A 23,059-nucleotide genomic window follows, 5' to 3' on the forward strand; every position below is an offset into this window, starting at 1 on the left:
GAGTTCGTTAGGATGAGACCATGAGGGGGCTGGCCGCGCCCAACCCCCATCGCGGCGCCTTATGCCGCCAGATCGTACGGCTTGATATCGCCGCTGAGATAGAGGTTGCGCGCTTTCGCCCGGCTGAGCTTACCCGAGCTCGTGCGGGGCAACGTGCGCGGCGGGATGAGTTCGATCACGCAGTTCATACCCGTGACCGAGCGAACCCGCTCGCGGATTTCCTCCCGCAGGCGGACGCGTTCGGCATCGTCCGAGCTGCGGCACTGGACCAGAACGGCGGGCGTTTCCTCGCCACCAGGCGTGGTGATCGCGAACGCGGCGATATCGCCAGCCTTGAACCCGGGCAGCTGCTCGACGGCCCATTCGATATCCTGTGGCCAATGATTACGACCATTGACGATGATCATGTCCTTGGCGCGACCCACGATGTAGACGTAGCCGTCAGACAAATAGCCCATGTCGCCCGTATCGAGCCAACCGTCGATCAGGCACGCGGCGGTCGCGGCCTCGTCCCGGAAATAGCCGACCATCAGCGACGGGCCCGAACACCACAGCTTGCCGATCGCCCGCTCAGGCAACGGCGTACCGTCCTCCTCGCGGATTTCGACGGTCATGCCCTTCACGGGTTTTCCGCAATTGACGATCGCACGATACCGCTGCGGGCGGTCCTCTCCGGCGGCAACGCCGGACAGTTGCGTTTCCTCGACCAGTTCGACCCGGATGCCTTCGTTCGGCGGCATGATCGACACCGCGAGGGTCGCTTCGGCAAGACCATAGCTCGGCAAAAACGCGCCGGCCTTGAAGCCGGCATCGGCAAATGCATCGACGAAGGACTGCATCACGTCCGGACGGATCATGTCCGCGCCATTCCCCGCAAGCCGCCAGCGCGACAGGTCGAACCTCTCCGACGCCTTGGTCTGGCTCGACATACGCCGCGCACAGATGTCGTATCCGAACGTCGGCGAATAGCTGATCGAATTGCCCTCGTTCCGACTGATCATGTCGAGCCATGCCAGCGGGCGTCGCGCAAAATCTTCGGTTTTCAGGTAATCGGTGGAAACCTGATTGGCGACCGGCGACAGGAAGCATCCAACTAGGCCCATGTCGTGATACCATGGTAACCAAGAGATGCAGCGGTCCTTCGCGACCAGTTGCATGCCGTAGGCATGCGCCGTCAGATTGTTGAGCAGGGCATGATGCGTGATCGCGACGCCGTGCGGAAAGCGCGTCGATCCGCTCGAGTATTGGAGGTAGGCAACCTGATCCCCGGTTGCCTGCGGAAGCTCGACAGCGGGGGCAGGGCGTCGGACGAGTTCGGACCAGTCGATTCCTTCGGTGCCCGCGGCGCGCGCTGCATCGATTCCCATCTGCGCCAGTTCAGGCGGATAGATCAGCAGCACCGGCTCGCAGCTGGAGAGCTGTACGCGAAGCTGCTCGACGTAGGAATCCCGTCCGCCGAACGACGTGGGCAAAGGCAATGGGACCGGCCATGCGCCCGCATAGACCGCGCCAAAGAACAGCGCGGCGAAATCAGTACCGGTTTCTGCGACGATCGCGATACGATCTTCAGGCTTGATCCCGGCTGCGATCAGGCGTCGCGCCATCGCGAGGGCATCGTCGCGCACTTCGGAAAACGGGTAGGCGCGTGTCAGCGTGCCGCGGGCATCATGAAAATTAAACCCACGTTGACCTTTCGCAGCGTAATCCAGCGCCGCGCCTAGCGTCTCAAAGTCCGCGAATCGGCGCGGGAGCAAATCTTCGGTGGGCGTGGCGACCAGCTTCGGCGTTTCGGCCTCGAGGTCCTGCGTGCCCGCAACGTCAACTGTCATCTGTATCTGCGCCCTCGATCGTGGCTCTCTTTGCGACCACGCTATGGTCCCGTTCAGCAAGCACCCCTGCTTATGCCAAGCGTTCAAAATCCAGTTCGAGTGTGGCACAATGATGGCGTCATGTACCAGCGCCCCAAGAACCAGACCCCAACCCGGGAAAAAAAGCCAATTCCGCCGCTAGATAGCGCCGCATTGGAACGGATCGCCTTACGCTATGTCGAACGTTTTTCAACGACGCGTGCGAAATTGGCGGCCTATCTCGTGCGAAAGGTGCGCGAACGAGGGTGGGAAGGGCCAGAAAGAGACCCCGCCGGAATCGCCGAGAAGTTTGCTGAACTGGGCTATATCAACGACCGTGCGTTCGGCGAGGCGCGAGCGGTCGCTATGGCGCGCCGCGGGTTGGGTCAACGTCGGGTCGCTGGGGTATTGCGCCAGTCTGGCCTCAATGAAGATGACACTGCCGCGATCGTGCCAGGCGTGGAGGAGCGGGCGGTAGAGACCGCGCTCGCTTTTGCGAAGCGGCGACGGTTCGGGCCCTTCGCCTTGCAGCAAGCTGACGCACCGCTACGGGAGAAACAAATTGCCGCGATGATTCGCGGCGGTCACGGCTTCACCATCGCGCGGAAGATCGTGAACCTAATGCCTGGCGAAAGCTTCGAAACATTTGTTTAGTTCGGCCGAAGTGAAGAATAACGCTCTATTTACCAAATTATACAAAGAGTATTGACCGCTGCGTCACGGGCCTTTCGATCCGGCATGAAGTCATGCTATGGGCCCGGACGGGGGACTTTATAAAATGCGTGATGAACCGATTCCGGCGACTGTGCAGCTGGGTCGAGAGGGCCGAATAGATGATGAAGCTGATATCGTGAGCGAAGACTCGCAACGTTATTCAGGCGTTCTGAAATGGTTCGACATGACCCGGGGCTTTGGCTTTCTTGTCGCCGACCAAGAAGGGGTCGGCGACATTTTGATCCACTTCTCGGTATTGCGCCCGCACGGGCGGCGTAGCTTGCCTGAGGGTGCTCGGCTCGAATGTATAGCCTCGTTGCGGGAACGGGGTTTGCAGGCGAGTGAGATTCTCTCGATCGATCTTACGAATGCGGTCGAACCTCCACCAAAAGTTCGCCCTGAATCGCAAAGGCCCGATCCTGCGGCCCTGATCGAGGGGGCTGGCCCCTTCGAGCCCGTGGCGGTGAAGTGGTTCAATCGCTTGAAAGGGTATGGCTTCCTTGTGCGCGGCGACGATTCCGGCGATATCTTCGTCCACGTAGAAACGTTACGTCGCGCCGGCCTGGAGGAAGTCGAACCGGGACAGGTGCTCTTCGCCCGCATGGTGGGAGGAGAGAAGGGGCCGCTGGCGGTGACGGTCGAACAGAAGATCTAAGGACTGTCCATGCGCCGGCAATTGCTGACTGTTTTTGCCTTCGCAGGCTTCGCGACGGCGCTTGGCGGCTGCCGTGACAACGCACCCGCCGCGGCGTCGACCGAGGTTGCGCCGGGGATGGTGGCGGTGACCATCAGCAGCGGTACTGGGCAGCATCGCTTCCTGGTAGAGTCGGCCGCTAGCGAGGAAGAGCAGCGCCGCGGACTGATGTTCCGAACGGATATACCGGAAAATGGTGGAATGTTGTTCGCGCCCTACCCACCGCAAGGGGCACCGCGCGAAGCGAGTTTCTGGATGAAGGACACGCCGACGCCGCTCGACATCATCTTCATTCGCCCGGACCAGACGATCGCGCGGATTGCGGAGAACACGATCCCCCAATCCGAGATTCCGGTAGCGTCTGGCGAACCCGTCTCGGCCGTGCTCGAGCTTCGGGGCGGTCGCTCGGTCGATCTTGGCATCAAGGAAGGCGACCGGATCAGCTGGACGGCCTCTTCCCGGCGTTGATCCTGGTTGAAGGGCACGGCGTGGCGCGCTAAGCGCTATGGCATGGGCATCAATCTCAACCCCTTCACTTGGTGGACCGGCGCAAGCTGGGGCACGGCATTCGGGCTTCGCGGCAAGGCGCGCATGGGCGAGGACTCGCTCGGCAATGTCTATTACGAGGGCGGTCGGGATACTGCCGGCAACCCGCGTCGCTGGGTTATTTACAACGGTATCAACGACACCAGCCGGATCGCTCCCGAATGGTTCAGCTGGTTGCACCATCAGGTTGCCGACGTGCCGGATCGTGCACTTCCCGCGCCGCGGGCGTGGCAACTCCCGCCCGAACCGAATCTGACCGGCACCGTTCTGGCCTATCGTCCAAAGGGCGCCATTGAAAAGGGCGGTGTGCGCGCTCAGGCCACCGGTGATTACGAAGCCTGGACGCCGGACGCGTGATTCGCCGCGCGCTGGACGCGGCCGGTGTGGCCGCGCTGCTGGCGACGACAGGGTGTGATCGCGCCGCGGACGCACCCGCGCCCGTGCCGACCGCTACTGCGGAAACCGCGCTCGATGCGGATACAAGTTCACAGAATGTCGTGACGGTGGACGTGGCTGGCGGCGTTGATCCCAGTTTCGGCGCGACACCGATGGCGCAACGTGTGGCGACGCTCGGCCTGCTCAACAAACGCAACGGGCAGGCGCGTGACGTGGTGCTCAAGCCCGGGCAAACAGTCCGCGTCGGCGACGTGGTGTTGCATCTCAAGGCATGTGAACAGACCGCGCCGTGGGAGCAGGAGCACTATACCGGTGCCTTCGTGCAGGTCGATATCGCGGGAGCCGACAAGGGCTGGCGGCGTGTGTTCTCAGGCTGGTTGTTCAAGGAACGGCCTGGGCTAAACGTGGTTCAGCATCCGATCTACGATGTCTGGACCAAGAATTGCGCGATGACCTTCCCTGAAGGCGGACCCGACTCGGTCTCGGCGGGCACGCCGTCCACGGCTGCCACACCTCGGTCGAGTGCGAAGAAGTCGCCGACGCCCGCCGAGGAATCGCCTAAACCGGTCACGGCCGACAGTGCGCCGGACAATTCGACCAAGTAAGCCGCCCGCGGAATTTCGACCGCGCCCAGCGATGCCAGATGCTCTGTCATGAACTGGCAATCGAGCAGCACGAACCCGCCTGCACGAAGGCGGGCTACGAGCCATGCGATCGCGACTTTCGACGCGTCACGCGCGCGGCTGACCATGCTTTCCCCGAAGAACGCCCGGCCGAGCGCCAGTCCGTACAGTCCACCGACCATCTCATCGCCGTCCCAGACTTCAATCGAATGCGCGAAGCCGAGCCTATGCAGGCGGTTGAACACGTCCTCTATCTGCGGATTGATCCAGGTGTCGGGGCGGTTTGGCACCGCTTCCGCACAGAGCCGCATCATCGCGCCGAACTGCTGGTCGGCGGTCACGCGGAAGCGGTCGCGTGCGATCGTCTTGCGCAGCGATTGCGAAAGGTGGAACCCATCCAGTGGAAGTACCGCGCGATCCTGTGGTTCCACCCAATAGATTTCATCGGCGGTCCGGCTGTCGGCCATCGGAAACACGCCGACTGCATACGCCCCCAGCACCAATTGCGGATCAAGCGGATCGATTGGTGGAACGTCGAGGATGGGCGAGGGAGGAGCCCTCATGCCGCGAGACGACGTTCGATCGCTTGCCAGAGCCGGCCGAAGGCGGCGGCGCCGGTTGAGCGCGGGGCGAAGCTGCCGATCGGCGCACGGCGTGCGGTAACTTGCTCGATCTGGCTCGCAGTAGGAATGACCGGCCAGTCAGGATGGCGCGCGAGCGCGTCGGCGTGGAGCTTGCGGCGACCGTCCACCATCGAGTGTACCGGCATGATATCCGTCCGCCCGCCGAGATGGGCAATCACGTCCGCCAGTGCGCGCTCCGACAGTGGGGAGGGGATGACGGGCACGACGATGAGGTCGGCCGCCCGCATTACCTGTTCGGTCGTCTCGGTCAGTCCGGGCGGGCAATCGAGCAGGATGCGATCGTAATCTTTACGCAGGCCGGCGAGGAGCTTCTGGAGCCGCTTCTTCTTGTCCATTTCGTGGAAAAGCAAATCCAGGCCGCGAAGCGATGAATCCGCGCCGATCAGGTCGAGCCGCGGGATTGCTGTCTTTTCGATCACCGTTTCGGGTGCCACGTCCTTGGCGAAGATCGACTGTGCCTGGCCATGGTGCTTGGGCACATCGGCATTGAGCGTCAGCAGGAAGCTGCTCGCCGCCTGCGGGTCGAGATCCCACAAGAGCGTGCGGCGGGAGGGACTGGATTGCTGCTGACCATGCCAGATTCACGGCAAGCGTGGTTTTTCCGACGCCGCCTTTCAAACTGTAGATCGCGATCGTCGACACCGGCAAAGCCCTTCGCTCAGGAACGGGCATCGTGCCGGATGCCGACGATGTGCGCAATAAAGGGTGGTTAGAGGTCGCAGAGCTGCTTGGGCTTACCCGGCTGTGTCAGCGTGACTGCCTTGACCGTGCCCGTCATTTCATAGCCGTCGGCCTTAAGCGGATCGCCAGCGTTTGCGGCGGTCAGCTTTACCGGGGTGCCGGTCTGCGTGCTGCGAACGAGCGCCTGCTTGTCGCCCTCGAAGAAGGTTACATACACCAAGCTATTGTCGGCGCAGCGGAACGTAGCTTCTTTCTTGATCGCCGGTGGAAGTTCGACCGGCGCACGGTTCGCGATTTCCGCCGCCATCGGGTCGGCAGAGACCGAAGTAACTTCGGTTGGCTTGTTATCACAGGCCGACAGCGCAAGAAGCGCGACGGCGGCGGCGGGGAGCAGTTTGTTGAGCATTCGATTTTCTTCGCGCACGCGGTACGTAGCGTCAAGACCCCGCTGTGGCGGCGCGTATCGGATCGACGCACTGCAGCAAATATTTCGTGGTAGCGTCATCATTACTCATGGAATTCGTCGAGGTCAGGAATTCGTCCGAAGGCGATCTTGGTGCCTATTCGATCGAGTCTTCCGCCGTTCTGGGGGCCTAGGCTCACTGCGTGTCGACCGAACTTCTCGTTGATCCGGTCCATTGCACGGCTCAACGCAAGTGTACGGGTTTCGCGGGCAAGTGGGTCGTCCGGATCAAGGAGGCCGAACAGCGATTGCTGCTCTCCGGCGACCGGTTCGATCTCCGCCAGCGTCACGCCGATCATGCGGACCTGAAAGTCACCAGGACGCGCCTTGCCTGCTGCGGCAAGCAGCGGGAACAGCGTTTCCAGGGCGGTCAGGACGACGAAGCTGTCCTGGGTCGCGGGCAGTTTGGCCGAACAGCGCCAGGCCGATTTGTCGTCCTCGAACCTTGCGTGCAGTACCAGCAGACGCGCCCGATACGCCTTGCGGCGCAGGCGGCTGGCTGCCTTCAGCGCGAGGCGGCGCGCGGTAAGCCGCACTGGCGCCCCGCTGCGTTTCCCGGGGGAGAGTACATGGCTGTGCCCGATCGACCGACTTTGCGTGGCCTTTTCCGGCAGGTCGACCCCGTGCAGCAGATACCACAAGCGATCGCCGTTGGTGCCGCCCCATGCATTTCCGGCATCACGCGGGCGCCGCTCGCAATATTGGCGGATGTCGTTGATGCCTTCCTGCGCGAGCCGGCGTTCCATCTTCGCGCCGATCCCGCTGATGTCGCGCAACTGCAGATCATACAGCCGCTGCGGCAGGGTTTCGGCGTGCAGGATGACGAGGCCGTCCGGTTTCTGCAGATCGGACGCGAGTTTGGCGAGCAGTCGGTTGGGCGCTATCCCGACCGAACTCGTCATGCAGTCCCCGATGTTTGCGCGGATTCCTGCCTTGATCCGGTGCGCTAGCGCGGTGGCGGCGGCAACGCTGTTTTCATTGTCGAGCAAGCGACATGCTACCTCGTCGATCGAGCACACCTTGGTCACCGGAATATGCCGCCAGATCTCGGCGACGATCGCGTCGTGGAACTCGACGTATTTGTCGTGCCGCGCGGGCGTGATGATGAGGTCGCGACACAGGCGCTTGGCCTCCCAAACCGGCGTGCCGGTCTTGATGCCGAACTTCTTCGCCTCGACGCTTGCTGCGATCGCCACCGTCGTGTCGCTGTCGATCGGCGCGACCAACACGGGTTTGCCCCGGAGCGCAGCGTCGAGCTGCTGCTCTACGCTGGCGAAGTAGCTGTTCAGATCGAGAAACAGCCAGCGCAGCGGGCGTCGCGGAAGCGCCAAAGCAGTTTCAGGGGACTCGAAGCGGGTTTGCATGGTTGCGGAACGATACCAGAACAATAGGAGCCCGAACAGCGCGTTTTCTGCGTAACGTAGCGCTGTTCGCGCGCTGCAAAGCGAAGCTTGCTTGCGGCTGGGCACCCGGACGCATAGCTATCCCTCATGCATACAACAGCGAACACGCTCGCCCTGATCGGCAATACGCCGCTTGTCCTGCTCAAGGGACCAAGCGAGGCCGCAGGCGCAGAAATCTATGGGAAGTGCGAATTCGCCAACCCGGGCGCTTCGGTCAAGGACCGGGCGGCGCTCGGGATCGTCGAGGATGCGGAGGCCCGCGGGGCGATCCTGCCGGGCGGGACCTTCGTCGAGGGTACCGCTGGCAATACCGGGATTGGGCTCGCGCTTGTCGCCAATGCCAAGGGGTACAAGACGATCATTGTCATGCCTGAGACGCAGAGCCGCGAAAAGATGGACACTCTGCGCGCACTTGGTGCCGAACTGGTGCTGGTTCCCGCCGCTCCTTATTCGAATCCCGGCCATTTCGTCCACACTTCGCGCCGAATTGCTGAGGAAACCGCCAATGCGGTGTGGGCGAACCAGTTCGACAATATCGCCAACCGTCGTGCGCACATCACCGGGACCGCCGAGGAAATCTGGAACCAGATGGACGGGCGCATCGACGGCTTTACCTGCGCTGCAGGTACTGGTGGGACGATCGCAGGGGTCGGCCTTGGTCTCAAAGCGCACGACGAGAATGTCTGCATCGCGCTGACCGATCCGCACGGGGCCTCGCTTTACGAATACTACGCCAATGGCGAGCTCAAATCGGAGGGGTCTTCGGTCGCGGAAGGGATCGGACAGGGGCGAATCACCGCCAACCTCGAAGGCGCCCCGATCGACACGCAATTCCGGATTTCCGACGCGGAAGGCATGGAGTGGGTGACGCGCCTGTTATCCGAAGAGGGGCTGTGCCTCGGTCTTTCGTCCGGGATCAACGTTGCGGGCGCAGTGCGACTTGCGCACCATCTCGGGTCGGGGTCGCGCGTCGTGACGATCCTGTGCGACACCGGCTTTCGGTACCTGTCGACTGTGTACAACCGGGAATGGTTGGAGGCGAAAGGACTGGCCGTTCCGCCGTGGCTGGCGGGCGATTAAGCTTTGCATCGACAGAGGCGTCAAAAGACGTTACATTTATACCACAGCCTATGAAAATCATCGCACAAGACGCAGCGCAAACGACGCAGCGGTTCCGGGTCGGGATGATCGGACTCGCTGCAGTTCTGCTGTTCATCGGACTCGCCGCTGCCATCTTCTCGACCGCCAACCATGACCGTCAGGTTGTGGCGATCGGGAGCGCACGTGCGGACGTGGTCGCCAATATCGTCTCCGGCGCCTCCGGTTCCACAGCGTCGGGAGTGAACAAGGAGCCGCTCGCCGAACTCGGCGTCGCTCCCAGTGCCGAAGTCGAGAACGCCACGGCGATCGACAATGCGATGATGCAGCCGGACGCCGCGCAGCAGTGATCGAATCGCGCATGACTCGACTGGCTTGGAAAACGCCTTCGCCGGTACGGGGATGTTCGGGGAAAATCCGGGAAATGATGTCGCTGCCCCCATTCTGTCGGGGATTCGGCGCCGCTTTCACATCCGCTCACCGAACACACCGGGAACGGCTTGATTTCTGGGAAATAGATTTGCGTTGAAAAGCGTGAGATTGACGGTCTCACCCTGCTGATCCCCGGGTTTCCCCTTGTATCCCCGACCCTCCCCGTGATACCTCTGGTCTAACAGGGGCATCCCGAACTCGCCTGCATTTTGCAGCGCTGGGAAGTGCAGGTTTGCACTTCCTGGGCCGGGGGAGGCTGGCTCGCTTGTGCGGGGTAAGCGTGGACGAACGTGGGGATTATCAGGGAGACGGTCTTGGCCTTGTCGATGACAAGGGCCGGGTCGCGATTCCTGCTTCTCTTCGGGCGACGCTGGCGGCGAATGCGCCGCGTGCGGATGGCAAGGATGGCGGAACGGTGATCGTCGGCGTCCATCCCAAGCACAAGTGCCTGCGCGCCTACGACCCGGCTTATGTGAAGATCCTGCGCGCTCAGCTCGATGCGCGCGAAGCTGCGCATACCGCCGCGGACGGCGAGCCCAATTATAATTTCAAGCGGCGCGGCGCGAGCGGCGAGCCGGTTCCGTTCGACGGTTCGGGGCGTTTCATCATGCCCGGCTTCCCGCGCGACTATGCCGGGATCGGGGAGCATGCGTTCTTCTGGGGGACGCTCGACTGGATCGAGATATGGGACCCCAGGACCTTGCTCGACGCCGAGGATGTCGATCCGGTAATGCAGGCGGCGTGCCGCTATCACTGCAAGACCAAGGGAGTCGCGCTGTGAGCGACACACCCGTCCTTTCCCCGCACGTCCCCGTGCTGCTCCACGAAGTGATCGACGCGCTCGCCATTGCCCCCGGCGAGACTCATGTCGACGCGACCTTCGGCGCTGGCGGCTACACTCGCGCAATGCTGGCGCAGGGCGCGCGCGTCATTGCGTTCGACCGTGACCCGGACGCGATCGCTGCCGGTGCAGCGCTGGTCGATACGTCCGATGGCGCGTTGATGCTCGTGCCTGCGACCTTCTCCGCGCTGGAAGCCGAGCTCGCCGCGCGGGATGCCGTGCCGGTGGCGGGCGTCACGTTGGATATCGGCGTATCCTCGATGCAGCTTGATCAGGCCGAGCGGGGGTTCAGCTTCCAGTCCGACGGTCCGCTCGACATGCGGATGAGCCAGGAGGGCGAAAGTGCCGCGGACTTCGTCAACATGGCGGACGAATCCGCGATTGCCGACGTGCTCTACCAATATGGCGACGAGCCTCGTTCGCGGCGGGTCGCGCGTGCGATCGTCGCGGCGCGTCCGATCACGCGGACGAGCGAGCTCGCGCACATCGTTCGTCGGGCGCTAGGCTATAAGGCGCACGACAAGAAGGACCCGGCGACGCGGACCTTTCAGGCCATCCGCATCCATATCAATCGCGAATTGGGCGAGCTGGCGGACGTCCTTGCCGCTGCAGAGCGCGTTCTGGCCCCAGGAGGGCGGCTCGCGGTCGTGACGTTCCACAGCCTCGAGGACCGGATGGTCAAGCGCTTCCTGCGGGAGCGGTCGGGCGGGCTTCCCTCCGGATCGCGACATTTGCCCGAGGTGGCCGCGAAGCACCAACCCAGTTTCGAGCAGGTCGGGCGCGGTGTGCGCCCCAGCGAAGACGAGATCGCGCGCAATCCGCGCGCACGATCAGCCACATTGCGGACGGCACGACGTACCGGTGCCACCGCCTGGACGGAAGGGGCGTTGTAATGCTTGGGCTGGCTTGGAAGAGTCTGGGATGGTTCCTGGCGAGCGTCGCCGTGGCGCTCGGCTTCCTGCTCGTGCCGTTGCAGGTCGCCGCCGAGCGCAAGAAGCTCGATCGCACCGTCGTGGAAATCGCGCGCGCACAGCGCGAGATCCGCGCGCTGGAGACCGAGTTCGACACGCGCGCCAACCTCGCCCAGCTCGACAAGTGGAACGCGGAGAAGCTCGGTCTGGTCGCGCCGTCGGCGGGGCAGTTCGTCGTCGACGAGGCCGCGCTCGCCGCGCTTGAGCCAAGCATGCCCAACGGTCCGCAACTTGCCTCGTTCAAGCCGCTGGCGCCGCTGCCGGTAACGGACGCAGTGACGGGTGCCGCACCTGCTGCGGCCGTGGCTTCAGGAGCGGTGGCCGTCGCGGCGTTGTCTCCCAAGGTTGCGCCAATTTCAGCGCCCGTGGCGCACGCTCAGACGGCAGTCACCCCGGCACCGGTTTCGGCACGTGCCAAATCTGTTCGGGAGGCAGCGCCGGTCGGACGCACCGCGATGGCGTCGGCGGCACCTGTCAAGCAGCGCGCGGCGGTTGCGATGCTCGATCGCGCCTTGCTCGACGACAGCATGTTGGGCGACTTGCGCAGTGGTGCCCGCGCCGAAATCCGTTCGCGGAAGTGACGACCTTCGTCGCCCGGCCAGTCCCCGCGCGACGGGGTAGCGATCAGCGCCATGCGCTGGTCGCGGTCGCGCATGTCCGGTTGATGATGCTGATGCTGTTGATCATGGCGGGGTTCCTGCTCGTGATCGGACGGATTGCGTTGCTTGGGATCCTGGGGTCGCCCGCCGGTGCGGCGAATCTGGCGGTCAATCCGCAAGTGCGCGGTGATATCCTGGATCGTAACGGCCAGCCGCTGGCGCGCACGATCGACGCCTGGACGATCGGCGTCCGACCACCGCAAGTCATCGGCGATCGCCAGGCGCTGGCGGACGGACTGGCCCGCATCATGCCGGGCCATGACGCCAACTGGTATTTCCAGAAGTTGACGATGCGCGCGAAGTTTACCTACCTGGAAAAGCATGCGTCGCCCGACATGGTGAACCAGGTTCATGCGCTCGGCGAGCCGGGCCTCGTTTTCGCGCGTGAGCCCGAGCGGTTGTATCCGCAATCGACGATGGCGGCGCATGTGCTCGGGTACATCGGACCGACCGCGACCGACGCGCACATTGCTGGCCGGGCGGGCATCGAGCGCGCATTCGACGAACGACTGAGCGACCCGCGCCGTCGTGGCGAGCCGATCTCGCTGTCGATCGACGCGCGGGTGCAGGCCGCGATGGAAAGCGAACTCGGCCGCGCGATGAACAACTTCAAGGCGAAGGCGGCGACGGGCGTGGTACTCGACGTGCATACCGGCGAGATTATCTCGATGGTGTCGTTGCCCGTCTACAATCCCAACAAGATCGGCGGCACGAGCAGTGATTCGCTGCGGAACAACGTGACGCAGTCGGTCTACGAGCTCGGATCGACCTTCAAGCCGATCGCGATCGCGGCGGCGATCAACGACGGTGTCATCACCGACATGACACGCCGGTTCGATGCAACCAAGCCGCTCAAGGTCGGCCGGTTCACGATCCACGACGATCGCGGCGATCCAAAGCGCTGGCTCAACATTCCGGAGACGCTCGTCTACTCGTCGAACGTTGTGACCGCGCAGATTGCGGACAGGATGGGCAAGGACCGGATGGCGGCGATGTTCACTGCGCTCGGGTTCGGCGAACGCCCTGCGACCGAATTGCGCGAACGCGCCGGGCCGATCTGGCCGCGCTACTGGGGCCGGACGACGGTGATGACGACCGCTTACGGGCATGGCATCGCGGTGACGCCGCTCCATCTCGCGAACGCTTATGCCACGCTCGTAAACGGCGGGATCTACCGTCCGACGACGCTGCTCAAAGTCGCGCCCGGGGCTGCCCCCAAGGGCCGTCGCGTGCTGACCGAGGCAACCAGCGCGCGGATGCGGCAGTTGCTGCGGCTGGTCGTGCTGCTCGGCACGGGGCGCAAGGGTGATGCGGTCGGATATCGTGTCGGCGGCAAGACCGGTACCGGCGAGATTGCAGGGGCGGGCGGTTATTCGCGCAGCAAGAACGTATCGACCTTTGCGGCAGCGTTCCCAATGGATGCGCCGCGCTATGTCGTCGTCGCGATGCTCGATTCGCCCAACGGGACCAAGGAAACCTTCGGCCTGACCACCGCCGCATGGAATGCCGCACCGGTTGTCGGACGGGTCATCTCGCGGACTGGGGCGCTACTGGGGGTGACACCCGACGCTACACGCGACATCGATGTATCCCAGCTCTTGCCGCTGGTATGGACCGGCGAGAAGAAACCTGCCGCAACCGCAGAATGAAGGATTTGCCGTGAAATTGGGTGCGCTGACCGGCGGAAACGAAAGCGCCACGGTAAGCGGCTTCGCGATCGATCACCGCAAGGTCGCACCGGGGACGGTGTTCGGTGCGTTCCAGGGCGCGGCCGTCAACGGTGAGGACTATATCGCCGCGGCGGTGGCGGGGGGCGCGATCGCTGTCGTTGCGCGGCCGGAAGCGCTTGTCGTCGGGGCCGTGCATATCGCTGACGCCAATCCGCGCCGTGCGTTCGCGCGTCTCGCCGCGCGGTATTTCGCGCCGTTTCCCGAAGTCGCGGTCGCGGTCACCGGGACCAACGGCAAGACGTCGACCGTCGAGATGGTCCGGCAATTGTGGCGCATGGTCGGGTATCACGCCGCTTCGATCGGAACGCTGGGGGTGACCACCGGGGACGACCGAGTCTCGACCGGGCTGACGACGCCGGACGTGGTGACGTTTCTGTCGAACGTCGCGGGTCTTGCGCGCGAAGGCGTGAGCCACGTCGCGTTCGAGGCGTCGAGCCACGGCCTGTCGCAATATCGCACCGAGGGGCTCGCGGTGCGGGCTGCCGCCTTTACCAACCTGAGCCGCGATCACCTTGATTATCATGGGACGATGGCGGCCTATCTCGACGCAAAGCTGCGGCTGTTCTCTGAAGTGCTGGCCGACGATGGCACGGCGGTGCTGTGGGCGGATGACGCCGCTGCTGCGCAGGTCGCCGCCGCGGCAAGCGAGCGCGGCATCACCGTTGCGACGGTCGGGACGACCGGCGAGCGGCTCAAGCTCGTGAAGCGGGTGCCGAGCTTGCTCGGCCAGGCGCTGACGATCGAAGCGGAGGGACGGACGCATACCCTCACCCTGCCGTTGATCGGCGCGTATCAGGCGGCGAATGCGCTAACCGCCGCCGGCTTGGTGATCGCGACTGGCGGGGACGTGGCGGTGACGCTGGCCAACCTTGCGCGGCTTCAGCCGGTGCGCGGGCGGCTCGAACGCGCGGTGATCGCGGCGAGCGGTGCGCCGGTCTATGTCGATTACGCGCATACCCGCGACGCGCTCGAGGCAGCGATCGCTGCGCTGAAACCCCATGCGGGCGGGCGGCTGATCGTCGTCATCGGCGCGGGCGGCGACCGCGACCAGGGCAAGCGCGCAGAAATGGGGCGGATTGCGGCGGAACAGGCCGATCACGTCATCGTCACCGACGACAATCCACGGAGCGAGGATCCGACGAGCATTCGCGCGATGATCCTGGCGAGTGCACCCGGCGCGATCGAGATCGCCTCCCGCCGCGACGCGATCGGCGCGGCGATCGCTGCGGCGGGACCGCAGGATATCGTGCTGATCGCGGGCAAGGGCCACGAACAGGGGCAGATCGTCGGGGATCTCGTACTCCCCTTCGACGACGTCAGCGTCGCGCGCGAAATGGCGCAGGAGGCGCGGGTATGACCAAGCCGCTCTGGACCGCTGCGGACATTGCCGCCGCGACGGGGGGCACTGCCTCCACCGACTTCGCCGCAACGGGCGTCGCGTTCGATTCGCGCGAGATCGGCGCGGGTGACCTGTTCATCGCGATGAAGGGCGAATTCAGCGACGGGCATCGGTTCCTCGATACGACCTTTGCTCAAGGTGCTGCGGGGGCGCTCGTGTCGCAGCCGACACCGCATCCCCACGTGCTGGTCGCCGATACGACGCTGGCGCTAGACGCGCTGGCGCGCGCGGCGCGGGCGCGGACTGCGGCGAAGATCATCGGCGTCACCGGATCGGTCGGCAAGACCGGGACGAAGGAAGCGCTGTTTGCGGCGCTCGATCGTGGCGCGCCCGATGCGGCGCATCGCTCGGTCAAGAGCTACAACAACCATACCGGCGTGCCGCTGAGTCTTGCGCGGATGCCCGCTGAGACGCGCTTCGGCGTGTTCGAGATGGGGATGAACCATGCGGGCGAACTCGCGCAGCTGACGCAGTTGGTCCGTCCGCACGTCGCGATCGTCACCACGATCGCCCCCGCGCACACCGAATTCTTCCCGGACGAGGAAGCGATCGCCGACGCCAAGGGCGAGATCTTCGCGGGGCTGGAGCCCGGCGGCGTCGCGATCGTGCCCTATGACAGCCGTCACCGTGATCGGCTGATCGCCGCCGCCACGCCACATGCCGCGCGCATCGTGACGTTTGGTCTCGACAAGGCGGCGGACGTCCATGCGATGGAAACGATGCGCACCGCGCGCGGGACGTTCGTGACCGCCCGGGTGGGCGAGCGCGAACTGAGCTTCACCATGGGGCAGGCCGGGATGCACTGGGTGTCCAACGGCCTCGCCGTGCTCGCCGCAGTCGACGCGGTCGGCGGCGATCTTGCGCTGGCAGGACTCGCGCTGGCGGAGATGGGCGGGCTCGCCGGGCGTGGTGCGCGCTTTACCGTCGGGGTGACGGGGGGCAGCGCAATGGTGATCGATGAAAGCTACAACGCCAATCCGGCGTCGATGCGCGCGACGCTTGCGGTGCTGGCGGCGGAGAAGGGCGTGCGGCGGATCGTCATGCTCGGCGAAATGCGCGAGCTCGGCGACGACAGCGACGCCTACCACGCGGCGCTCGCCGAGCCGATCCTCGCGGCGGGGGTCGAAGCGGGCATTCTCGTCGGTGAACGCATCGCGCCGCTGGCGAACGCGCTTGAGGGCAGGGGCGATTTCGTCCATGTCGCGGATGCCGCCGCAGCGCGTGCCGCCCTTTCCGCGATGATGGGGGCGGGGGATGCGGTGCTCATCAAGGGATCGAACGGCGTAGGGTTGGCGGCGGTTGTCGCAAGCCTGCGGGGCGGGACACAGTAATGCTCTATTTCATCGCCGAATATCTGGGATTCCCGGGGGGGCTCAATCTCTTCCGCTATCTGTCGTTCCGCACCGGCGGGGCGGTTGCGACGTCGCTGTTCCTCGGGCTGCTGATCGGTCCGCGGTTCATCGGCTGGCTGCGCGTGCGGCAGGGCAAGGGGCAGCCGATTCGGCTCGACGGCCCGCAATCGCATCTGTCGAAGCGCGGCACGCCGACGATGGGCGGGCTGATGATCCTGACCAGCCTGGTCGTCTCCAGCCTGTTGTGGATGGACCTGTCCAACCCGTTTGTCTGGGCCTGCACCTTCGTGACGCTGGGGTTCGGCGCGATCGGGTTCCTCGACGACTATGACAAGGTGCGCAAGGCGAGCACCGCGGGCGTATCGAGCAAGCTGCGGCTGATCGGCGAGTTCGCGATCGCGCTGGTTGCGAGCGCCATCATCGTTCACCAGAACGGGACGCATCTGTATCTGCCCTTCTACACCGGGCCGGTGATCCAGCTGGGCTGGTTCTACGTCGTGTTCGCGGCGTTCACGATCGTCGCGTTCGGCAATGCGGTGAATTTGACCGACGGGCTCGACGGGCTGGCGACGATGCCGGTGATCATCGCGAGCGTCGCGTTCATGCTGATCGTGTACCTTGCGGGCAACCTCAAGTTCGCGACTTATCTCGGGATTCCGCATGTGCCGCATGCGGGCGATCTGGCGATCTTCTGCGGCGGGATCGTGGGGGCGGGGCTTGCCTTCCTGTGGTTCAATGCGCCGCCGGCCGCGGTGTTCATGGGCGACACCGGGAGCCTCGCGCTCGGCGGGGCGCTCGGGGCGATCTCGGTCGTCGCGCATCACGAGATCGTGCTCGGGATCATCGGCGGGCTGTTCGTGGTCGAGGCGGTGAGCGTCATCGTCCAGGTGTTCTGGTACAAGCGCACCGGGCGCCGCGTGTTTCGGATGGCACCGATTCATCATCATTTCGAACAGCTTGGATGGAGCGAACCGACCGTCGTGATCCGGTTCTGGATCATTGCGCTGGTGCTGGCGCTGGCTGGTCTCTCGACGTTGAAGTTGCGGTGAAGCGCGCGGTTCTTCTTTCTGAAGCCCCTCCCCTTCAGGGGAGGGGTTGGGGTGGGGCAGTACCAAGCGCTGCTCTCGGTGAGACACGCCCCACCCCCAACCCCTCCCCTGAAGGGGAGGGGCTTTTTCTTATGGTGGCCTTCTCGTGATCGTTTCGCCAACTTGGAGTGGCAAGCGCTTCGCCGTGCTGGGGCTTGCGCGATCGGGCGTGGCGAGCGTGCGTGCGCTGGTTGCGAGCTCGGCGGAAGTGGTCGCGTGGGATTCAGATGCGGCGAAGCGGGCAGCTCTTCTTTCTCAAGCTCCTCCCCTTCAGGGGAGGGGTTGGGGTGGGGCTGTACCAGGCGCTGCTCTCGGTGAGACACGCCCCACCCCCAACCCCTCCCCTAACGGGGAGGGGCTTTTAGAATTTTCGGATCCCGAGACGTTCGACCTTACGCGCTTCGACGGCCTCGTCGTCTCCCCCGGCGTTCCGCTCAATCGTCATCCTGTGGCGGAGAAAGCGCGCGCCGCAAACATCCCCATACTCGGCGACATCGAACTGTTCGCGCAGGCGCGCGCATCCCTGCCTTCCCACAAGGTCGTCGGCATCACCGGCACCAACGGCAAGTCGACCACCACCGCGCTCGTCCACCACATCCTGCAAACGGCAAAGATCCCCAGCCTGATGGGCGGCAACATCGGCCTGCCAATCCTCGAACAGCAACCGCTCCCCGAAGGCGGCGTCTATGTGCTCGAACTGTCGAGTTACCAGATCGACCTGACGCAGAGCCTCGACTGCGACGTCGCGGTGCTGCTCAACATCACGCCCGATCATCTCGATCGCTACGACGGGTTCGACGCCTATGCCGCATCCAAGGCCCGCCTGTTCGCGATGCAGTCGCCCGAGCACGCCGCGATCATAGGGATCGGTGACACCCCCTCCGCGCTGATCGCGCGCAGCCTGTCCGCGCGCGGCGAGCATCTTACCAAGATTGCACCCGGCGTGTGCATGGACCAGTCGCGCTGGCCGTCGCTGCAAGGCCCGCACAACGCACAGAATGCGCTCGCCGCGATCGCTGTTGCGCAAGAGCTGGGAGTGCCGGAAGCAGCCATCGATGCGGGGCTGCAGACCTTCACGGGACTGGCGCACCGGATGGAACGCATCCGCGTCCGAGACGGCGTGGCCTATGTCAACGACAGCAAGGCGACCAACCCCGAATCCACCGCGCCTGCGCTGGCGGCGTTCGGGCGGATTCACTGGATCCTTGGCGGGGAAGCGAAGTCGGACGACCTCGATGCCTGCGCCCCCCAGTTCGGCCATGTCGCCTGCGCTTATACCATCGGCAGAGCGGGGCCGCGGTTCGCCGCGATCCTTGCTGGCAAGGTGCCGGTCGAGCAGTGCGGGGATCTCGCTACCGCAGTCGCCGCAGCCGCGCGCAGTGCCGCGCCGGGGGATACGGTGTTGCTGTCGCCCGCATGCGCCTCGTTCGATCAATTCCGTGATTTCGAAGATCGCGGCGCCCAATTCCGGACCCTGGTCGAGGCGCTCCAGTGAACGATATGAGCAATAGCCCGCCAAAATTGTGGAAGAGCATGAAGGGTCGCGGCGGACGCGGCGACCGGTCGCCGCTCGGGACGTGGTTCTGGGATATCGACCGGATGCTTCTGCTGCTGACGCTGTTGCTGATTGCGGTCGGGCTGGTTGCGGTCGGCGCGGCGTCGCCTGCCGCCGCGACGCGCTATTCGGACGAAAAGCACCACGTCGCGCCGCTTTACTATCTGTGGTGGCAATTGGCGTGGGTCGGCGTGTCGCTGCCCGTGCTGCTGGGCGTGTCGATGCTACCGGTCCCGGTTGCGCGTCGGATGGCGCTGATCGGTACGGTCGCGTGCTTAATCCTGCTGATGCTCGTGCCGGTATTCGGGGTCCAGAAGAACGGTGCGACACGCTGGCTCAACCTTGGCGTGTCGCTGCTCCAGCCATCCGAGTTTCTCAAACCCTTCTTCATCGTCACCGCGGCGTGGGTCCTGTCGATGCGCGCGCAGGACGATGCGTTGCCGGTGGTGACGATCACCGCGGGCATGACGGGATTGGTCGCGGTGCTGCTGATGCTCCAGCCGGATTTTGGGCAAACCGTGGTGTTCTGCGCGGTGTGGATGGCGTTGCTGCTGATTTCCGGAACCTCGCCAAAGATCATCGCGGGGTTTGTCGCGGCGGTCCCGGCGGGGCTCGTCGCGGCGTACATGTTCTACGGCACGGCACGCGCGCGAATCAACGCGTTCGTCTTTCCCGACCATGAGGGACCGGGTGCGGCCGACCACTACCAGACCAACGCGGCGCATGACACGATCACGGCAGGGGGTTGGCGCGGGACCGGGCCGGGCGGCGGAGCGATGAAGTTTCGGCTGCCGGAAGGGCATACCGACTATATCTTCTCGGTCATCGGCGAGGAGTTCGGCTTGATCGCGTGCATGATCATCGCGCTGCTGTTCCTCGCGATCGTTGTGCGCGTGTTCGTCAAGCTGCTGGACGAACAGGACGAATTCAGGTTGTTCGCCGCAGCCGGGCTTGCCACGCAGTTCGGTGTGCAGGCGCTGATCTCGATGGCGGTCAATACCGGGATCGCGCCTTCGAAGGGCATGACACTGCCGTTCATTTCCTATGGCGGGTCGTCGTTGATCGCTTTGTCGATCGGAATGGGGTTGCTGCTGGCGTTTACCCGACGCAATCCGTTCGTCATGCGATCCAAATATATCGCGCGATGGAGCGGCGAATGAGCGTGGCGAAACATTTCGTACTGGCCGCGGGCGGGACCGGCGGACACATGGTCCCGGCGGCGGCGCTTGCGGTCGAACTGATCCGGCGCGGGCATCACGTTGCGCTGGTCAGCGACGAACGCGGTGTGCGCTTCCCGGGATTGTTCGAGGGGATCCAGACGCACATCCTGCCGGCGGGGCGGCTCGGTGGCGGGCCGTTGGGGTATCTCAAGGCGACCCGCGCGATGCTCAAGGGTCGCGCAATGGCGATCCAGCTTTACAAGAGCTTTCGTCCCGATGCGGTGATCGGCTTCGGCGGATACCCGGCGTTGCCGGCGCTGCTGGGGGCGTTCAACCAGAAGATCCCGACCGCGGTGCACGAACAGAATGCGGTACTTGGTCGGGTCAACCGGCTGGTGGCGCGCAAGGTGGATGCGATCGCGGCGTCCTATGCGGAGGTCGAGCGGTTGGGCGGGAAGCTGCGCGACAAGACGTATCTCGTCGGTAATCCGGTGCGCGATGCGGTGCTTGCGCTCCGCGCCAAGCCGTATCCGTTGCTGGAAGAAGACGGCATTTTCCGCGTGCTCGTGACGGGCGGCAGCCAGGGCGCGAGTGTGCTGAGCCGGGTAGTGCCCGACGGGTTGTCGCTGCTCCCGCTTGCGTTCCGTCGGCGGTTGCAAGTGACGCATCAGGCGCGGATCGAGGATATCGAGGCGTGCCGCGCGAAATATGCCGACCTGTCGATCGCGGCGGATTTGGCGACCTATCTACCTGATTTGCCGGAGCAACTGGCCTGGGCGCATGTCGTGATCGCGCGCGCGGGCGCATCCACGCTGGCGGAGCTGACGTGCGCGGGACGCCCGGCGATCCTCGTGCCGTTGCCCTCCGCAACCGACGACCACCAGACCGTCAACGCGCGCGAGATGACGCAGGCGGGCGGCGCGCGGACGATCCAGCAGAGCAGTTTTACGCCGGTCGAACTCGCCAAGCAGATGCAGAAGCTCGGGCTCGATCCCGCGGCGCTCCAGAATGCCGCGGCGCGCGCGCGCGCCTGTGGTCGCCCGGAAGCGGCGAGCGATCTGGCGGATCTGGTCGAAAGCCTCGGCAATACGCGCGGCGATATGCCGATCGGCGCTCCGCAGCGCCGCAACCCCAGTCAGAAGGCAGCATTCGCATGAGGGGTGTCGCAACCGACATCGGCACGATCCATTTCGTCGGCATCGGCGGGATCGGCATGTCGGGCATTGCCGAGGTGATGAAGAACCTCGGCTACAGCGTGCAGGGTTCGGACGTGGCCGATGGTTATGTCATCGAGGGGCTGCGCGAGAAGGGCATCCCGGTCCTGATCGGGCATCATGCCGATAACCTTGGCGATGCTGCGGTAATCGTGACGTCAACCGCGATCAAACGCGGTAATCCCGAGGTTGAAGCGGCGCTCGAACGCCGCATTCCGGTGGTAAGACGCGCGGAAATGCTGGCGGAATTGATGCGGCTCAAGTCGACCGTCGCGGTCGCGGGCACGCATGGGAAGACCACGACGACGAGCATGGTCGCGGCACTGCTCGACGCGGGCGGGGTGGACCCGACGGTCATCAACGGCGGGATCATCAACTCCTACGGATCGAACGCACGCCTCGGCGCGAGCGACTGGATGGTGGTCGAGGCGGACGAGAGCGACGGCAGCTTTCTGCGGCTCGACGGGACGATCGCGGTCGTCACCAACATCGATCCCGAGCATCTCGACCATTACGGCAGCTTCGAGCAAGCGAAGAACGCGTACGTCGAGTTCATTGAGAACGTGCCCTTTTACGGCGCAGCGTTGTTGTGCCTAGATCATCCCGAGGTCCAGAACATCATCCCGCGGGTCCGTGACCGGCGCGTCGTGACCTATGGTTTCGCGGCGCAGGCCGATGTGCGCGGGGTCAACGTGACTCCGGTGCCGGGCGGCAATCGCTTCGAAGTCATCATCCGCCACCGTGACGGGACGAGCCGATCGATCGAAGGGATCGAACTGCCGATGCCGGGGCGGCACAACGTGCAGAACGCGCTCGCCGCGATCGGCGTGGCGCTCGAGCTCGGGATCGACGACACGACGATCCAGCAGGGGTTCGCCAAGTTCGGCGGGGTCAAGCGGCGATTCACCAAGGTCGGGGAAGTCGCGGTGCCGGGCGGGGTCGCGACGATCATCGACGATTACGGGCATCATCCGGTCGAAATCCGCGCGGTGCTCGCCGCTGCGCGTGAGGGCGTGCGCAACCGCGTGATCGCGGTGGTGCAGCCGCATCGCTATTCGCGGCTCGGCGACCTGATGGAGGAATTCCAAGGCGCGTTCAACGATGCCGATATGGTATTGGTAAGTCCCGTTTATGCTGCGGGCGAACAGCCGGTCGAGGGCGTCGACGCAGACGCGCTGGTCGACGGGATCAAGCGCCGCGGGCACCGTTCCGCCGCCACGATCGCCGATGCGGGCGCGCTGGCGGAGGTGCTGGCGCCGGTGTTGCAGGCTGGCGATATGGTCGTGTGTCTCGGCGCGGGCGACATCACCAAATGGGCTGCAGGATTGGCCACCGCGATCGAAGGAGCACGTTCATGACCGACTGGTTCACCGCATCGATCAAACTCCAGCAACAGATGCTCGACGCGCAGAAGGCGTCGCTCAGTGCCGGGCAACAGGCGCTCGGTGCGGGCGATACGTTCGTCAAGATGCAGGAAGCGGGTCGCAAGGCGGCCGAAGCGAACATCGCGGCGATGAACGCCTGGGCGCGCATGTGGGGGCTTGGCTGA

22 protein-coding genes and 2 pseudogenes are annotated in these 23,059 nt (G+C 64.6%); 19 read left to right on the forward strand and 5 right to left on the reverse strand.

The genetic code is table 11. From position 1 onward, the window contains the following. Window positions 1–59: 59 nt before the first annotated feature. Window positions 60–1,829 carry a fatty acyl-AMP ligase gene (locus ABIC16_RS06810; protein ID WP_277968660.1) on the reverse strand — a complete coding sequence of 590 codons (1,770 nt, stop codon included), beginning with the start codon at window positions 1,827–1,829 and terminating at the stop codon, window positions 60–62. A 120-nt stretch (window positions 1,830–1,949) separates the two neighbouring features. On the opposite strand from ABIC16_RS06810, the gene ABIC16_RS06815 reads away from it, so the two are divergent. From ABIC16_RS06815 to ABIC16_RS06835, 5 genes and pseudogenes are all read left to right on the forward strand, one after another. Further along, complete coding sequence (locus ABIC16_RS06815) at window positions 1,950–2,501, forward strand: regulatory protein RecX (protein WP_354290525.1); 552 nt, start codon at window positions 1,950–1,952, stop codon at window positions 2,499–2,501. Window positions 2,502–2,625: 124 nt separating this feature from the next. Beyond that, on the forward strand, window positions 2,626–3,216 hold the full coding sequence (locus ABIC16_RS06820) for a cold-shock protein (RefSeq protein WP_277968662.1): 591 nt from the start codon (window positions 2,626–2,628) through the stop codon (window positions 3,214–3,216). A gap of 9 nt (window positions 3,217–3,225) precedes the next feature. Continuing rightward, entirely contained in the window at window positions 3,226–3,723 is a 498-nt protein-coding gene (locus tag ABIC16_RS06825) for a DUF192 domain-containing protein (protein WP_277968663.1), read from the forward strand. A 42-nt stretch (window positions 3,724–3,765) separates the two neighbouring features. Further along, on the forward strand, window positions 3,766–4,158 hold the full coding sequence (locus ABIC16_RS06830; protein ID WP_277968664.1) for an NADH:ubiquinone oxidoreductase subunit NDUFA12: 393 nt from the start codon (window positions 3,766–3,768) through the stop codon (window positions 4,156–4,158). Between the two features lie 191 nt (window positions 4,159–4,349). Beyond that, window positions 4,350–4,583, forward strand: a pseudogene (locus ABIC16_RS06835) (DUF2155 domain-containing protein); the annotation flags it as partial. A gap of 35 nt (window positions 4,584–4,618) precedes the next feature. Here ABIC16_RS06835 and aat read toward each other — a convergent pair. The 4 genes and pseudogenes from aat to ABIC16_RS06855 form a co-directional block, all read right to left on the reverse strand. Continuing rightward, complete coding sequence (gene aat, locus ABIC16_RS06840) at window positions 4,619–5,383, reverse strand: leucyl/phenylalanyl-tRNA--protein transferase (RefSeq protein ID WP_354290526.1); 765 nt, start codon at window positions 5,381–5,383, stop codon at window positions 4,619–4,621. Beyond that, a pseudogene (locus ABIC16_RS06845) lies at window positions 5,380–6,136 on the reverse strand (ParA family protein). The gene aat and the pseudogene ABIC16_RS06845 overlap by 4 nt, the downstream one beginning before the upstream one ends. Window positions 6,137–6,173: 37 nt before the next feature. Beyond that, entirely contained in the window at window positions 6,174–6,653 is a 480-nt protein-coding gene (locus tag ABIC16_RS06850; RefSeq protein WP_502958289.1) for a hypothetical protein, read from the reverse strand. Further along, complete coding sequence (locus tag ABIC16_RS06855; RefSeq protein ID WP_354290527.1) at window positions 6,653–7,972, reverse strand: Y-family DNA polymerase; 1,320 nt, start codon at window positions 7,970–7,972, stop codon at window positions 6,653–6,655. The genes ABIC16_RS06850 and ABIC16_RS06855 overlap by 1 nt, the downstream gene beginning before the upstream one ends. A 126-nt stretch (window positions 7,973–8,098) precedes the next feature. On the opposite strand from ABIC16_RS06855, the gene ABIC16_RS06860 reads away from it, so the two are divergent. The 14 genes from ABIC16_RS06860 to ABIC16_RS06925 all read left to right on the forward strand — a co-directional run bounded on the left by ABIC16_RS06860 (window position 8,099) and on the right by ABIC16_RS06925 (window position 23,059). Continuing rightward, a complete protein-coding gene (locus tag ABIC16_RS06860; RefSeq protein WP_354290528.1) occupies window positions 8,099–9,091 on the forward strand; it encodes a cysteine synthase A in 993 nt (330 codons plus the stop codon). Window positions 9,092–9,141: 50 nt separating this feature from the next. Further along, window positions 9,142–9,459, forward strand: a complete 318-nt coding sequence (locus tag ABIC16_RS06865) for a hypothetical protein (RefSeq protein WP_277968670.1) — start codon at window positions 9,142–9,144, stop codon at window positions 9,457–9,459. A gap of 362 nt (window positions 9,460–9,821) precedes the next feature. Next, window positions 9,822–10,322 carry a division/cell wall cluster transcriptional repressor MraZ gene (locus tag ABIC16_RS06870; protein WP_277968671.1) on the forward strand — a complete coding sequence of 167 codons (501 nt, stop codon included), beginning with the start codon at window positions 9,822–9,824 and terminating at the stop codon, window positions 10,320–10,322. Continuing rightward, complete coding sequence (gene rsmH, locus ABIC16_RS06875; RefSeq protein WP_277968672.1) at window positions 10,319–11,275, forward strand: 16S rRNA (cytosine(1402)-N(4))-methyltransferase RsmH; 957 nt, start codon at window positions 10,319–10,321, stop codon at window positions 11,273–11,275. The genes ABIC16_RS06870 and rsmH overlap by 4 nt, the downstream gene beginning before the upstream one ends. Continuing rightward, window positions 11,275–11,934 carry a hypothetical protein gene (locus ABIC16_RS06880; RefSeq protein ID WP_277968673.1) on the forward strand — a complete coding sequence of 220 codons (660 nt, stop codon included), beginning with the start codon at window positions 11,275–11,277 and terminating at the stop codon, window positions 11,932–11,934. The genes rsmH and ABIC16_RS06880 overlap by 1 nt, the downstream gene beginning before the upstream one ends. Beyond that, window positions 11,931–13,661, forward strand: a complete 1,731-nt coding sequence (locus ABIC16_RS06885) for a peptidoglycan D,D-transpeptidase FtsI family protein (RefSeq protein WP_277968674.1) — start codon at window positions 11,931–11,933, stop codon at window positions 13,659–13,661. The genes ABIC16_RS06880 and ABIC16_RS06885 overlap by 4 nt, the downstream gene beginning before the upstream one ends. 10 nt (window positions 13,662–13,671) lie before the next feature. Further along, the gene (locus tag ABIC16_RS06890; RefSeq protein WP_354290529.1) at window positions 13,672–15,099 is read left to right on the forward strand and encodes a UDP-N-acetylmuramoyl-L-alanyl-D-glutamate--2,6-diaminopimelate ligase; all 1,428 of its coding nucleotides are present in this window, start codon (window positions 13,672–13,674) and stop codon (window positions 15,097–15,099) included. Continuing rightward, window positions 15,096–16,472: a UDP-N-acetylmuramoyl-tripeptide--D-alanyl-D-alanine ligase gene (locus ABIC16_RS06895; protein WP_354290530.1), complete on the forward strand. Its 1,377-nt coding sequence runs from the start codon at window positions 15,096–15,098 to the stop codon at window positions 16,470–16,472. The genes ABIC16_RS06890 and ABIC16_RS06895 overlap by 4 nt, the downstream gene beginning before the upstream one ends. Continuing rightward, a complete protein-coding gene (gene mraY, locus ABIC16_RS06900) occupies window positions 16,472–17,542 on the forward strand; it encodes a phospho-N-acetylmuramoyl-pentapeptide-transferase (RefSeq protein WP_354290531.1) in 1,071 nt (356 codons plus the stop codon). Before ABIC16_RS06895 ends, mraY begins: the two co-directional genes overlap by 1 nt. 145 nt (window positions 17,543–17,687) lie before the next feature. Further along, entirely contained in the window at window positions 17,688–19,076 is a 1,389-nt protein-coding gene (murD, locus tag ABIC16_RS06905) for a UDP-N-acetylmuramoyl-L-alanine--D-glutamate ligase (RefSeq protein WP_354290532.1), read from the forward strand. Between the two features lie 5 nt (window positions 19,077–19,081). After that, complete coding sequence (locus ABIC16_RS06910) at window positions 19,082–20,296, forward strand: FtsW/RodA/SpoVE family cell cycle protein (RefSeq protein ID WP_277968779.1); 1,215 nt, start codon at window positions 19,082–19,084, stop codon at window positions 20,294–20,296. Beyond that, on the forward strand, window positions 20,293–21,453 hold the full coding sequence (gene murG, locus ABIC16_RS06915; protein ID WP_354290533.1) for an undecaprenyldiphospho-muramoylpentapeptide beta-N-acetylglucosaminyltransferase: 1,161 nt from the start codon (window positions 20,293–20,295) through the stop codon (window positions 21,451–21,453). The genes ABIC16_RS06910 and murG overlap by 4 nt, the downstream gene beginning before the upstream one ends. After that, the gene (murC, locus tag ABIC16_RS06920) at window positions 21,450–22,868 is read left to right on the forward strand and encodes a UDP-N-acetylmuramate--L-alanine ligase (protein WP_354290534.1); all 1,419 of its coding nucleotides are present in this window, start codon (window positions 21,450–21,452) and stop codon (window positions 22,866–22,868) included. Before murG ends, murC begins: the two co-directional genes overlap by 4 nt. Next, window positions 22,865–23,059 carry a hypothetical protein gene (locus tag ABIC16_RS06925; protein ID WP_354290535.1) on the forward strand — a complete coding sequence of 65 codons (195 nt, stop codon included), beginning with the start codon at window positions 22,865–22,867 and terminating at the stop codon, window positions 23,057–23,059. The genes murC and ABIC16_RS06925 overlap by 4 nt, the downstream gene beginning before the upstream one ends.

The organism is Sphingomonas sp. PvP055 (genome assembly GCF_040546365.1).
GTDB classification, from domain to species: domain Bacteria; phylum Pseudomonadota; class Alphaproteobacteria; order Sphingomonadales; family Sphingomonadaceae; genus Sphingomonas; species Sphingomonas echinoides_A.